Below are 12,866 nucleotides of genomic sequence, written 5' to 3'. Positions count from 1 at the left end.
GGGCCGAGCAGACGGGAACGGGTCATGACGCACGTCGACACCCTCGTGGTGGGTGCCGGCGTGTCGGGGCTCACGGCGGCTCGGCTGCTGGCCGATGCGGGCCAGACCGTGATCACCCTCGAGGCACGCGATCGCGTGGGTGGCCGGGTGCACACCGATCGTGGGTCCGGGTGGTTGACGGACCTGGGCGCGTCGTGGATCCACGGCATCACCGACAACCCCCTCGCCGACCTGGTGCGGGGCTGGTCGATGCCCACGGTGGAGTTCACGGTCGGCAGCTATCAGCCGGACGGGCGTGCCATCGCGTACTACGACCCCGCTGGTCGGCGGCTCGGCGACGACGACGCTGCGGCGTTCGGCGCTGACGTGCGCGCGGCAGATGAGGCGCTCGCCGGTGCCGTCGAGGGCTCTTTCCCAGGCAGCTCGTTCGGCGAGGCGATCGAGGTGGCGCTCAGCACGCTGGGCTGGAACGAGGACCGCACCGAGCGGGTGCGCGAGTTCCTCCGTCACCGTGCCGAGGAGCAGTACGGGGTCAGTGCCGATCTGCTGGACGCGCACGGACTCGACGACGATGCGGTCGACGGTGACGAGGTGGTCTTGCCCGAGGGGTTCGACGCGCTGCCCGCTCGACTGGCCGAGGGCCTGGACGTGCGACTCGAGCACGTCGTCAGTCGTGTCCGGTGGAGCGAACATGGCGTCGAGGTCGTGACGAGCCGGGGCGAGCTCACCGCCGATCGGGCGGTCGTGACCGTGCCGGTCGGCCTCCTGAAGTCGGGCGCGCTCGAGCTCGACCCTCCCCTTCCCCCGTCTCACGCGCGGGCCCTGGACGGATTGGAGATGAACGCCTTCGAGAAGGTGTTCCTGCGCTTCGACGCCGCCTTCTGGGACGAGGACGTCTATGCCGTGCGCCGGCAAGGGCCGGCCGGCCTGTGGTGGCACTCCTGGTACGACCTCACCCGTCTGCACGATCAACCCACGTTGCTGACCTTCGCCGCCGGCCCCTGCGCCGAGGCGATCCGCGGCTGGACCGACGAGCAGGTGGTCGCCTCGGTGCTGGAGTCGCTGCGTGGGATCTACGGTGATCGGGTCACCGATCCCGTCGAGGTGCGGATCACCCACTGGCAGGACGATCCCTGGACCCACGGTTCGTACGCCTACATGACGCTCGGCTCCACGCCCGAGGACCACGACCGTCTCGCCGAACCCATCGGCGGGGTGCTCCACCTGGCCGGGGAGACCACGTGGGCCGAGGACCCGGCCACGGTGACTGCGGCCTTCCGGTCCGGACACCGGGCCGCCGAGAACATCCTCGGACGCACCCTGGACCTTCCCACGTGAACGAGGCCACGCGCTGCCCCTGCCTCAGCGGCCTGACCTACGACGTCTGCTGCGGGCCGCTGCACGCCGGCGTGGCGAGGGCTCGGACGGCTGAGCAGCTCATGCGGTCGCGCTACAGCGCCTTCGCGACCGGTGACCCTGCCTACCTGCTGGCCACGTGGCACCCGACCACCCGCCCGAAGGACCTCGAGCTCGACGAGACGATCCGCTGGTACCGCCTCGACATCGTGGCCACGACGGCCGGCACGCCGTTCGACACGTCGGGCACGGTCGAGTTCGAGGCATTCCGCAAGGGCCCTGGCGGCGCCGGCTCCCAGCACGAGGTGAGCAGCTTCGTTCGCGAGGACGGGCAGTGGTTCTACGTCGACGGCCACCGCTGATCGGGCTCAGTACTCCCGGCAGGCGTCGCCGCCCAGAGCGGCGAGACCCTCCCGATCCCCCGGACCCCAGTCGTCGATGCCCGGACGACCTCGCGGCGCCATGAGCTCGTCCTCGGCATCGACGTGGCCGAGGCCGACCAGGTGCCCCAGCTCGTGCAGCACCACGCCACGCGCGGAGACCCATCCGCCCGGCCGACGCAGCACGTCGGCGAGCTGGGGGCCGTCGAGCGTCACGGCTCCGGTGTCGAACCACGGGCTGCCGCGCGTCGAGACGCTGCCGCCGATGCCGGCCACCGAACCTTCGAGAGCCTCGACCTCGTCGGGATCGCTCCACGCGATCAGCACCGGATCCTGCGAACCCGGCACGGATCCGCGCTGATCGGAGGGAGCCTCGTCGGTGACACCGTCCTGGACGAATGTCAGGCCCGTGGCCGCCGTCACCGAGTCGAGCGCCTGCTGCAGCATCTCGTCGGCACCTTCGATGGCGGTCCGCGGGTTGACGACCACGTGGATCGGGGCGCACGGGTCGTAGCGCACCGGCTCGCCGTCGACCTCGCGCAAGAACTCGTGCGGGCCCGTTGTCTGCACCTGCGGGGGCAGCGCGAGCGGCTCCGCGCTCGCATCGACCGGCCGATCGAAGCCGATCCCTCCGCCGAGCCGCGCCTCGATCGTCGGCGCCAGCGAGACGCCGAGGATCACGACCACCACCATCGTGACGGCGGCGGTCGCGCGGCGGCCGAGGGAGAACATGCCACCAGTGTCGGCGACGCACCCTGACCCCACCTCCCCAACCTGCTGGCCCCGCTCGCTGGCGGGTCAGGCGTCCCGGCGACGCAGCAGCACGTAGGCGAGCACCACCAGCGCTGCGGCCTCCGCGACGAACACCGCGAACCCGGTCCAGGGATCGAGCAGGTTCGGGTTGAACGGCACCGGCGACGCGATCGACGACCCGGCGTTGCCCGGCAGCAGCTTGACCACCCACTCGCCGAACGTGCCGGGGATCAGGTTGGCCATGTTGCCCAGGACCAGCATCACGGCCAGCACGACCGAGATCGTCGCCGCCGTGTTGCGAAGGATGAAGCCCACCGCCATGGTGCACAGAGCGATGCCGGCCAGGAGCAACCCGTTGCCATACATCGAGCGGGCGACCCCTCCCTCCAGACGCAGCCCGATCCCTTCGTTCTCGAGGAACGGGTTGGCACCCAGGTAGCCGACCAACGCGGTCGTGGTGCCGAGCACGAACATCAGCCCCGCGAGCAGGACGGCCTTGGCGGCCAGCACCCGACCGCGCGACGGCACGGCGGTGAGCGTCGACCGGATCATCCCGGTGCCGTACTCATTGGTCACGACGACTGCCGCGAGGACCACGGTGGTGATCTGGGCGATCATCATGCCCCAGGTGATGAACGATCCGGGCGACTCCTGCGCGTCCGGCGACGCGAGCGTCTCGGCCTGGGACCAGCAGATCACGATGGTCAGACCCGCGCCCAGCACGAAGGTGGCGATCATGATCCACCGCGTGGATCGCACCGTGACCAGCTTGATCCACTCCGCATGGAGCGCCTGGGTGAAACCGGTGCGGGGCGCCGTGTCAGTGGCGTTCATGCGACAGCTCCTTCGGTGAGCGTGCGGTACTCGACGGTGTCGGCGGTCAGGGTCATGAAGGCGTCCTCGAGGGAGGACTGCACCCGCGTCAGCTCGTGCACCGTGAGTCCCGCACGGCCCACGCGGTCGCCGACACCGGCTGCATCGAGGCCCATGACGCGCAGGCGATGCCCGTCGGGGACGATCTCGACGTCGGGGCCAGCCAGCGCGGACGCGACTGCTGCGAGATCCGGTGCGGCGACCCGCACGTACGACGAGGCGTGCGCGGTCATGAAGTCGTTCATCGAGCAGTCCGCGAGGATCCGGCCACGCCCGATCACGATCAGGTGGTCGGCCATCAGGGCCATCTCCGACATCAGGTGGCTCGACACGAACACCGTGCGCCCCTCGTCGGCCAGACGTCGAGCGAGTTGTCGGACCCATCGGATGCCCTCGGGATCGAGGCCGTTGACCGGCTCGTCGAGCACGACGACCGAGGGGTCGCCGAGCAACGCCGCCGCGATGCCCAGCCGCTGGCCCATGCCGAGCGAGAAGGTACCGGCCCGGTGACGAGCGACCGATTCGAGCCCGACGGCCTGCAGCACCTCACCCACCCGCGATGCCGCGATGCCGTTGCTGGCGGCGAGCCACCGCAAGTGGTCCCTCGCCGGACGGCCCGGGTGAATGGCGTGCGCGTCGAGCAGGGCGCCGATCTCGCGCAGCGGCGCCGGCGAGTCGGCATAGCTGCGACCGTTCACGGTCACCACCCCACTGGTCGGGGCGTCCAGGCCGAGGAGCATGCGCATGGTCGTCGACTTGCCCGCACCGTTGGGTCCGAGGAAGCCGGTGACGCGGCCGGGCTCGACGACGAAGTCGATGCCGGCGACCGCGGTCGTTCCGGCGAAGGTCTTGGTGAGGTTCTGTGCATGGATCATGCCGACAGCGTGGCGGCAGCGGGCCCGTGCGCACATCAGGGACAACCCCGCATCAGTCCCTGACCCGACCCTGACACCGGAGTCGATACCGTGGCGACGTGACCGCGACAGACCCCCTCCCCGGATCGCCCGAGTGGCGGCACGATCGACGACGCCAGCTGATCGACCTCGCAGCCCGCTCGCGCCGCGACGTGGGCTTCGGCTGGCTCGACGACTCGGGCCGCGACGACACGACCCACGGGCTCGACCTGTGGATCAACGCGCGCATGACCTACGTCTTCTCGATCGCCGCGCTCCTCGACATCCCCGGCTCCGCCGACCTGGCGGCGCACGGGATCGCGGCGCTCCGGACGGCCCTGCACGACGACGAGCACGGCGGCTGGTTCGACGCGCTGGCGCCCGATGGATCGGCCCCGGACCTGGACGGATCGGGTGGGGCCAAGCGGTGCTACGGCCACGCGTTCGTGCTGCTGGCCGGAGCCTCCGCGGCCTCGGCCGACATCACCGGAGCCGCCGAGCTGTTCGAGGAGGCACAGCAGGTCCACGCCACACACTTCTGGGACGACGAGGCCGGGCGGTGTGTGGAGGAGCTCTCCCGCGACTGGTCGTCGGTCGATGACTACCGCGGCGCCAACTCCAACATGCACACCGTCGAGGCCTACCTGTTCACCGCCGACGTCACCGGCGACCCGGTCTGGCTCGAGCGGGCTTCCGCGATCTGCGGCCAGATCATCGGCCTGACGGCACGCGCTCATCAGTGGCGCATCCCCGAGCACTACGACCGCGACTGGAACCCGGTGCTCGACCTCAACCGGGACCGGCCCGACGACCCGTTCCGCCCGTTCGGCGCCACCCCCGGGCACGCCTTCGAGTGGGCCCGTCTCGTGCTCCAGGTCGACGCTGCCGCGGACACGCCGACGCCGTGGCGCCTTGAAGCGGCCCAGCACCTGTTCGCTCGTGCGGTCGACGACGTCCTCGACCCCGACACCGCGCTGCTGCCGTACACGACGGACTGGAACGGCGCGGTGGTCGTGGCCGAGCGGTTCCACTGGGTCGTCGCGGAGGCCGCGCAGGCGGCCGATTCCCTGGCGCGGGTGACCGGCGACGCCCTGTACTCCGGGCTCGCCGACCGGTGGTGGTCCGAGATCGACGCCCATCTCATCGATGCCGACGGATCGTGGCGGCACGAGCTGTCACCGACTCTTGGCGCGTCGGATCGCACGTGGCGCGGTCGTCCCGACGCCTACCATGGCGTCAACGCCCTGACCCTTCCCGATCTACCCCTGTCCCCCACCGCGACTGTCGCACTCGGAGGTTCGCCCAGATGACGGTGCTCGTGGTCGGTGAGGCCCTGGTCGACATCGTGCAGCGCGACGACGGCAGCGCGGAGTCGCACGCAGGCGGCTCTCCGTACAACGTGGCGCGCGGCCTGGCACGGCTCGGCGTGCAGTCCCACCTGGCCTGCCAGTTCGCCGATGACGAGAACGGGCACCTGCTGGCCGAGGGGCTCGAGGCGTCCAAGGTCAGCCACGCCGGCCCCGATCCCACCGTGCACCGCACGTCGACGGCGGTCGCCCGCCTGGATCACGACGGCGCCGCCAGCTACACCTTCGACCTCACGTGGGCGCCGCAGACACTTCCCGATCCCAGCGACTTCGACGCCGTCCACGTCGGCTCCCTCGGCACCCTCATCGAGCCGGGCGCTGCGCAGGTCGCCGAGCTCGTGGTGACGGCCGACGTGCTTGGAATCCCTGTGTCGTTCGACCCCAACATCCGCTCGTCGGTCGTCGCGGACCCGTCGGTCTGGCAGGCCGTGTTCGCCCGGTTCGCCCCGTACGCCCGCATCGTCAAGATGAGCGACGAGGACGCAGCCGTCCTGTTCCCCGACGTCTCGCCCCCCGACCTCGCCCGCCGCCTCGCATCCGAGGGCGCACTGGTGGCGATCACCCAGGGCGCCGGCGGGGCACTCATCGCCCACCACGGCGAGCTGGCGGTCATCGAGGCACCCACGGTCACCGTCGTCGACACCATCGGCGCTGGCGACACGTTCATGGCCGCGATGCTGGCCTGGAGCGCCGCCTACGACTGGCCGGCCGCAGCCGAGCTCGACGTGACCGAGCTGTTCGACCTCGGCACCTACGCCGCCCAGGCCGCCGCCATCACCGTCTCAAGAGCCGGCGCAGATCTCCCCTGGCTCGAAGAGCTCGACGGGTAGAGCCCCGGGGGTAGAAGCCCCAACTTTTGTAGCGGTACGCATGCTTCAGCCCTGGCGGTCTCAACCGGTAGTTGCAAGATCTTTGTAACTACCGGAGGTGGAAGATGCCTGGTTCTCGTTTGCTCGAGTCTGAGCGGGTGGCGATCGAGCGTGGGCTGGATGCTGGTCTGACTCAGGCGCAGATCGCCGTGGTGTTGGGGCGCTCGCCGGCCACTGTTTCGCGTGAGGTCCGGCGCGGTGGCGGGAAGCGTTCTGCGCGTCGTGGGGTGGCCTTGATGGGTAGGCCTCGCCGGTATCGCGCTGACCGTGCGCAGCAGTTCGCGCTCGTTCGTGGACGTCGGCCCAAGCCCTGCAGGGTGGTCGGGGCCCTGGCAGCGGTCGTGACCGGGTTGCTGGAAGCGGACTGGTCGCCGCAGCAGATCGCGGCGATGTTGCCCAAACTGTTCCCTGACGATCAGGCTATGTGGGTGAGTCACGAGACGATCTACCAGTCGTTGTTCGTCCAGACGCGCGGAGAGTTGCGACGTGAGCTGGCCGCGCATCTGCGCACGGGCCGAACCCGCCGCAAACCCCACGGGACGGTGGAAAGACGCGGAAAGCTCAAGGGAATGATGCCGATCTCGCAGCGACCAGCAGATGCCGAAGACCGTGCTGTCCATGGCCACTGGGAGGGCGATCTGATCCTGGGCGCGGTCGGCAAGGGCGCGATCATCACCTTGGTCGAACGCCACTCACGGTTCGTGTTGTTGGCACCGTTAAACACCAACCACACCGCCACTGACACCCGCGAGCAGCTCACCGCCTTGATCAGCCGGCTGCCGTTGGAGCTGCGCAAATCGCTAACGTGGGACCAGGGCCGCGAGATGGCCCAGCACGCCGAGTTCAGCATCGAGACCGGCCTCCCGGTGTTCTTCTGCGACCCACACTCGCCCTGGCAACGCGGGTCGAACGAGAACACCAACGGGCTGCTGCGTCAGTACTGGCCCAAGGGCTCCGACCTACGCCACGTCACGCAGGCCGAGTGCGATGCGATCGCCCTGCGCCTCAACACCCGACCCCGTCAGACCCTGAACTGGCAGACTCCAGCACAAGCACTCGACCGAGCGCTACTTGCAACAGCCGGTTGAGATCGCCCCTGGTTTGGCCTGCCTACCGCTACAAAAGTTGGCTCACCGGCCCCTCCGGGCTGGGCGGGCTCCTCGACGGGCCACGCACCTCGCGGCTGTTGCCGCTCCTTCGGCCAGTGACTCCCGGGGGTCCTGGTTCCGCGTCCAGACGCTGAGGAAGCCGGCGCAGAAGGCGTCACCGGCTCCCGTCGTGTCGATGACGTCGGCGGGGTCGGCCCGGACCGTCGCACTGCCGAACCGTGCCCCCTCGGCGCCGCGAGTCTCGACGACCCCGGCGAGATCGAGGGACAAGAACCGCTGCTCGTCCTCGTTGGGGAACACCAGATCAGCAGCGGCGAACCACTGCGTGGCGACCTCGCGGCCCGTCGTCTCCAGGAAACCGAGCGAGCTGGGGTCGATGCTGACCCCCACGCCCCGGCGACGCGCCTCGGCCATCGCTGCGACCGCCACTGGCCGGGTCGCGTCGTCGAAGAACGAGTAGCCGGTCAGGTGCAGCCACGCGACGTCGTCCCAGGCGTCGAGGAGATGCGACTCGGCGAGGGTCGAGTTGGCGGCGCGATCCACGAACATGGTGCGGTCGGCGGCGTCGTCCAGGGTCAGCACGATGGTCGCGGTGGGCAGGTCGGGGTCGCCGCTGATGCGCGCGTCGACGCCGTGCGCAGTGAGCGCGTCGACGTGCCGCTGCACCCCGTCGGTGCCGGCGCGTCCCACGAACCGCACGCCCATGCCGAGGTGGCCCAACCAGGCGGCCACATTGGCCGCCGATCCGCCGCACGTCATGCGGATCTCGGACTCGGTGTCGCTGGCCGGATTGATGCGACCGAGCGGTCGTACGCCGATGTCGTCGACGACATCACCGATGATGAGGATCATCTCCCACTCCAGGACGTGGCGATGGCCGCCGCCACCCGGATGTTGTTTTCGGCGATCAGCAGGTTGACCGCGAGACTGTCGCCGCCGGTGAGGTCGACGATGGTCTGCAGCAGGAACGGCGTGACCTCCTTGCCGACCAGGCCCTGCTCGTCGGCCATGCGCAGTGCGTCGGTGAGCGCGCGATCGTGCACCGCGGGGTCGAGCTGCTGATCGAGCGGCAGGGGGTTGGCCACGACGATGCCGGCTCGCTGGCCGAGGGCGTCGCGCGCGGACATCACGGCGGCGACCTCGTCGGGACCGTCGACACGCCAGTCGAGGTCGTGGCCGGAGTCGGTGAGCCAGAAGCTCGGGAAGGTCTCCGTGCCGTAGCCGAGCACAGGAACACTGAGGGTCTCGAGACGTTCGAGCGTGGCCCCGATGTCGAGGATCGACTTCACCCCGGCCGACACGACGGTGATCGGTACGTCTGCCAGCACCGACAGGTCGGCCGACTCGTCGAACGACTCGGACGCCTTGCGGTGGACCCCGCCGAGGCCTCCGGTGGCGAAGACCCGGACGCCGGCGAGGTCGGCGATGGCCGACGTGGCTGCGACCGTGGTCGCCCCGCTGGCGCCACGACCGAGCGCGATGGGCAGGTCGCGGACGCTCAGCTTGGCGATGTCCTCGGTGGCGATGCGGGTGAGCTCGTCGGGGGTGAGCCCAGCCTTGAGTCGCCCATCGAGCACCGCGACCGTCGCGGCGACGACCCCGGCGTCAGCGAGGATCCGCTCGAAGCGCTGCGCAGCGGCCAGGTTGTCGGGGCGCGGCAGGCCGTGGGAGATGATCGTCGACTCGAGCGCGACGACGGGACGGCCGTCGGCGAGCGCCGCCGCGACCTCTGGCGAGACATCGAGGGGAAGCACGAGGACACGTTATCGGCACACTGGTGTCGTGGACCTGCTGCTCGACGGACCCGACGACGCTGACGTGACGCTGCTGCTGGCGCACGGCGCCGGCGCGGCGATGGACTCACCGTGGATGAACTCCGTGGCGGGTCTTCTGGTCGAACGCGGCGTGCGGGTGGCGCGGTTCGAGTTCGCCTACATGGCGCAGCGACGCACCACCGGGAAGCGCGGCGGACAGCCGCGCGCCGAGGCGGTGCTCGAGGAGTACCGCACGGCCGTCACCGGCGTCGGTGGTCCGGTCGTGGTGGGCGGCAAGTCGTTCGGTGGGCGGGTAGCCAGCATGATCGCGGACGACGCCGGAGCGGCCGGCGTGGTCGCGCTGGGCTATCCGTTCCACCCGCCTAAGCGGCCCGATCGCCTACGGACCGACCACTTGCTGACGCTGCGCACGCCCATGCTGATCGTCCAGGGCGAGCGCGACCCGTTCGGCGCAGTCGCCGACGTGCCCGGATACGGCCTGCCGGACTCGATCGAGGTGCACTGGGCGCTGGACGGCGACCACTCCCTCAAGCCCCGCAGGGCCAGCGGTCGCACCGAGGTCGACAATCTCGCCGACGCCGCAGACTCCATCGCCGCATTCGTCGCCGTCGCGACGCCCCGAGCTCGCTGAGACTGACCTCTCGACGGCAACACGCCGGCGTGTCGAGGTCAGAACCTCAGTGCTGGAGCGAACCTGCTCAGATCTTCGTCTGGTGGAAGTTGGCGTGCGAGCGCGAGGCCGTGGGGCCACGCTGGCCCTGGTAGCGCGAGCCGTACTTCGCCGAGCCGTAGGGGTTGTCGGCCGGCGACGTCATGCGGAAGTAGCAGATCTGACCGATCTTCATGCCCGGGTAGAGCTTGATCGGGAGCGTGGCGACGTTGGCCAGCTCGAGCGTGACGTGACCACTGAAACCGGGGTCGATGAAGCCGGCCGTGGAATGTGTCATCAGGCCGAGGCGGCCCAGCGAGGACTTGCCCTCGAGCCGGGCGGCGATGTCGTCGGGAAGCGTGACCTGCTCGTAGGTGGAGCCGAGCACGAACTCGCCGGGGTGCAGCACGAAGGCCTCGTCATCACTGACCTCGACGGGACGCGTCAGGTCGCTCTGGTCGGCGGCCGGATCGATGTGCGGGTACTTGTGGTTGTCGAAGATGCGGAAGAACTTGTCGAGCCGCACGTCGATGCTCGACGGCTGGATCATCTCCCTCGCGAGCGGGTCGAGGCCGATGCGGCCAGCGTCGATCTCGGCCAGGATGTCGCGGTCGGAGAGAAGCACGAGACGAAACTAACGCATGCCCGCGTGCACCCGTCATGGAATCACTCAGGGCCGCGATCTGTTGAGACCTGCATGCGTGCCATGACCTATGACCAGTACGGCGACAACTCCGTCCTCTCCCTCACCGAGCAGCCCGACCCCAAGGTCGGTCCGAGCGAGGTGCTCGTCGATGTTCGTGCGGCGAGCGTCAACCCCGTCGACTGGAAGCTGATGTCCGGCGGCCTCGACGCCATGATGGACGCCCGATTCCCCGTGGTGCCGGGCTGGGACGTCGCAGGCGTCGTGTCGGCCGTCGGCCCCGACACCCCTGAGTGGTCGGTCGGCGACGAGGTGATGGGCTACGTCCGCAAGGACTACGTGCACGGCGGCACCTTCGCCGAGAAGGTCACTGCGCCCGTGCGCACGCTCGGACGCAAGCCCGCCGACCTGTCCTGGGAAGAGGCGGCGTCCATCCCACTGGCCGGCCTCACCGCCCTGCAGACCGTCGACGGACTCGACCTCACGGCATCCTCGGTCCTGCTGATCCACGGCGGCGGAGGCGGCGTCGGCTCGTTCGCGATCCAGATCGCCCGCGCCGCCGGCGCCCGGGTGATCGCCACGGCCTCGGCCGGTCAGCACGATCGTCTGCGTGACCTCGGCGCCGAGCCGGTCGAGTACGGCGACGGCCTGGTCGACGCGGTACGTGCCCTCGCTCCGCAGGGAGTCGACGCTGTCGCCGACTTCGTCGGTGGTCTGCTCGAGCAGACCACCGCCGTGCTCGCCGATGGCGGCCGACACGCCTCGATCACCGATCCGGAGGTGCAGGAGTCCGGAGGCCGCTGGCGCTGGGTGCGCCCCGACCCCGCCGACCTCGAGCGCCTCGCCGTGCTGGTCGATGACGGTCACCTGCGCATCGAGGTCGAGGAGGTCTTCGCGCTGGAGAACGTCGCCGATGCCTTCGCCCGCAGCCAGGAGGGCCACGTGCGCGGCAAGCTCGCGATCCGCGTCAGCGGGTAGATGTCCCGCCGAGACTGACATTCCGCACGTTCTGGACCTGCCGAAACGAGTGAGCGGTGCCACAGTGGAATTCCGAACAAAGGAGTCTGCGATGAGCACCGAGTCCACCCCCGCCCGCAACGTCACCGGATCCGGCACCGGACCCAAGCCCGCCACCGACTGGACCGATCTCGGCCGCGAGATGTGGGAGTACCTCACCGGTCGCGGCGCTGCGGTCAGCTACCAGCTGGTCGACATGGAGGTCGAGGTCCCGCGGGACACGGGCCCCCACGCCGCCCGCGCCACCTGGAAGTTCAACGGCACGATCCGCGTCGTCACCAGCGACGACGAGTTCAGCGGTGCCGAGAAGCGACAGGACTGACGTGCCCACCGTGCAGGTCGACCTCCAGTTCGAGGTCGACACGCCGGACGGCGATCACGCCGCAGGCACCATGCGGTCGGACGGTTCGAACGTCCTCGTGCAGAGCCCCGACCTGTCGGTCCTGGCCGGCGGCCGGTCCGGCGGCGATCTCGTGGCGATGGCGAAGATGATCGCCGACCGCGGACTCGTGCTGACCATCGCCGACGACGACGGCGCCCTGATGCGCCTCGGCTCCGTGCGACCACGCTTCTGGCACCGGCTCGCCACCCGGTCGAAGTTCCTCGAGGTGGTGCGGTGGCGAGCGGCCGCAGCCCTGAAGGCGGTCGTCGTGGCTGGCCGGGGCGATGGAGTCGGCATCCCGCCGACGACCCCTGTGCCCCTGCACCTGCCGAGGGCCCCGTGGGCTCGACGGCGCGTCACCGAGACCCACGATCCCTACGGCGGCGGACACCCCCGGCTGTACCTGTCGGACACGCGGGTGCCGGCGATGGCCCGTCAGGTCATGTACTTCTCGCTCCTCCCCGGAGAGACCGTGCTCGGCAGCGCCGACGACGCCGACCTCCACCTGCAGGGAGTCGATGCCCTCCAGGCCGTCGTGGAACGCACCGCCGAGGATGAGTACGAGCTCGTCGCTCGCGGCACTTCGACGCACACCTACGTCAACGGTCAGGAGCTGGACCGGCAACGCCTGCGCACGGGCTCGCGCGTCGAGATCGGCCCGTGGCGCCTGACGTACGTCCGCGACGAGCACGCCGATCACGGGCGCCCCTACGGTGGCCGCATCGGCGGCGAGCTGGGCCGCCAGCGCGCCCAGGACCCGCCGAAGTATCAGAGCTGACCCCGAGGCCGGTTCGGTACAG

General features: G+C 70.0%; 15 protein-coding genes. 9 read left to right on the top strand and 6 right to left on the bottom strand.

Annotated features, from left to right (window positions below; all coding sequences use genetic code 11):
• The first annotated feature begins 24 nt into the window (after positions 1-24).
• Positions 25-1,338 (top strand): flavin monoamine oxidase family protein, encoded by a 1,314-nt coding sequence (locus ACHAA3_RS08155; RefSeq protein WP_435708482.1) that lies wholly within the window; start codon positions 25-27, stop codon positions 1,336-1,338.
• Positions 1,335-1,718, top strand: coding sequence for a YchJ family protein (locus ACHAA3_RS08150; protein ID WP_435708481.1), 384 nt, complete (start codon positions 1,335-1,337; stop codon positions 1,716-1,718). The genes ACHAA3_RS08155 and ACHAA3_RS08150 overlap by 4 nt, the downstream gene beginning before the upstream one ends.
• Positions 1,719-1,724: 6 nt before the next feature.
• Here ACHAA3_RS08150 and ACHAA3_RS08145 read toward each other — a convergent pair whose 3' ends face one another.
• The 3 genes from ACHAA3_RS08145 to ACHAA3_RS08135 all read right to left on the bottom strand — a co-directional run bounded on the left by ACHAA3_RS08145 (position 1,725) and on the right by ACHAA3_RS08135 (position 4,237).
• Positions 1,725-2,468, bottom strand: coding sequence for a hypothetical protein (locus ACHAA3_RS08145; protein ID WP_435708480.1), 744 nt, complete (start codon positions 2,466-2,468; stop codon positions 1,725-1,727).
• Between the two features lie 66 nt (positions 2,469-2,534).
• Positions 2,535-3,323 (bottom strand): ABC transporter permease, encoded by a 789-nt coding sequence (locus tag ACHAA3_RS08140; RefSeq protein WP_435708479.1) that lies wholly within the window; start codon positions 3,321-3,323, stop codon positions 2,535-2,537.
• Entirely contained in the window at positions 3,320-4,237 is a 918-nt protein-coding gene (locus ACHAA3_RS08135; protein WP_435708478.1) for an ABC transporter ATP-binding protein, read from the bottom strand. The genes ACHAA3_RS08140 and ACHAA3_RS08135 overlap by 4 nt, the downstream gene beginning before the upstream one ends.
• A 98-nt stretch (positions 4,238-4,335) precedes the next feature.
• On the opposite strand from ACHAA3_RS08135, the gene ACHAA3_RS08130 reads away from it, so the two are divergent.
• The 3 genes from ACHAA3_RS08130 to ACHAA3_RS08120 all read left to right on the top strand — a co-directional run bounded on the left by ACHAA3_RS08130 (position 4,336) and on the right by ACHAA3_RS08120 (position 7,579).
• Positions 4,336-5,565 (top strand): AGE family epimerase/isomerase, encoded by a 1,230-nt coding sequence (locus tag ACHAA3_RS08130; RefSeq protein WP_435708477.1) that lies wholly within the window; start codon positions 4,336-4,338, stop codon positions 5,563-5,565.
• Positions 5,562-6,452 carry a carbohydrate kinase family protein gene (locus ACHAA3_RS08125; protein ID WP_435708476.1) on the top strand — a complete coding sequence of 297 codons (891 nt, stop codon included), beginning with the start codon at positions 5,562-5,564 and terminating at the stop codon, positions 6,450-6,452. The genes ACHAA3_RS08130 and ACHAA3_RS08125 overlap by 4 nt, the downstream gene beginning before the upstream one ends.
• A gap of 104 nt (positions 6,453-6,556) precedes the next feature.
• On the top strand, positions 6,557-7,579 hold the full coding sequence (locus ACHAA3_RS08120) for an IS30 family transposase (protein WP_435708475.1): 1,023 nt from the start codon (positions 6,557-6,559) through the stop codon (positions 7,577-7,579).
• Positions 7,580-7,621: 42 nt separating this feature from the next.
• On the opposite strand, the gene ACHAA3_RS08115 is transcribed toward ACHAA3_RS08120, so the two are convergent.
• Positions 7,622-8,452 (bottom strand): carbohydrate kinase family protein, encoded by an 831-nt coding sequence (locus tag ACHAA3_RS08115; protein WP_435708474.1) that lies wholly within the window; start codon positions 8,450-8,452, stop codon positions 7,622-7,624.
• Complete coding sequence (locus tag ACHAA3_RS08110; protein ID WP_435708473.1) at positions 8,449-9,354, bottom strand: pseudouridine-5'-phosphate glycosidase; 906 nt, start codon at positions 9,352-9,354, stop codon at positions 8,449-8,451. Before ACHAA3_RS08110 ends, ACHAA3_RS08115 begins: the two co-directional genes overlap by 4 nt.
• A gap of 28 nt (positions 9,355-9,382) precedes the next feature.
• Between ACHAA3_RS08110 and ACHAA3_RS08105 the strand changes: the two genes are divergently transcribed.
• Positions 9,383-10,006, top strand: coding sequence for an alpha/beta family hydrolase (locus ACHAA3_RS08105; RefSeq protein ID WP_435708472.1), 624 nt, complete (start codon positions 9,383-9,385; stop codon positions 10,004-10,006).
• Between the two features lie 67 nt (positions 10,007-10,073).
• Here the strand turns inward: ACHAA3_RS08105 and dcd are convergent, their stop codons facing one another.
• Complete coding sequence (gene dcd / locus ACHAA3_RS08100; protein ID WP_435708471.1) at positions 10,074-10,649, bottom strand: dCTP deaminase; 576 nt, start codon at positions 10,647-10,649, stop codon at positions 10,074-10,076.
• Positions 10,650-10,730: 81 nt separating this feature from the next.
• On the opposite strand from dcd, the gene ACHAA3_RS08095 reads away from it, so the two are divergent.
• The 3 genes from ACHAA3_RS08095 (at position 10,731) to ACHAA3_RS08085 (ending at position 12,844) form a co-directional block, all read left to right on the top strand.
• On the top strand, positions 10,731-11,645 hold the full coding sequence (locus tag ACHAA3_RS08095; RefSeq protein ID WP_435708470.1) for an NADP-dependent oxidoreductase: 915 nt from the start codon (positions 10,731-10,733) through the stop codon (positions 11,643-11,645).
• A 91-nt stretch (positions 11,646-11,736) separates the two neighbouring features.
• Positions 11,737-12,006 carry a hypothetical protein gene (locus ACHAA3_RS08090; protein WP_435708469.1) on the top strand — a complete coding sequence of 90 codons (270 nt, stop codon included), beginning with the start codon at positions 11,737-11,739 and terminating at the stop codon, positions 12,004-12,006.
• Position 12,007: 1 nt separating this feature from the next.
• Positions 12,008-12,844 carry an FHA domain-containing protein gene (locus ACHAA3_RS08085; RefSeq protein WP_435708468.1) on the top strand — a complete coding sequence of 279 codons (837 nt, stop codon included), beginning with the start codon at positions 12,008-12,010 and terminating at the stop codon, positions 12,842-12,844.
• Positions 12,845-12,866: the final 22 nt, after the last annotated feature.

The organism is Aeromicrobium sp. CF3.5, from assembly GCF_051262695.1.
Taxonomy (GTDB): domain Bacteria; phylum Actinomycetota; class Actinomycetes; order Propionibacteriales; family Nocardioidaceae; genus Aeromicrobium.
The sequence above is the reverse complement of the archived record's forward strand: the minus strand, read 5'-3'. Positions and strand labels throughout refer to the sequence as shown.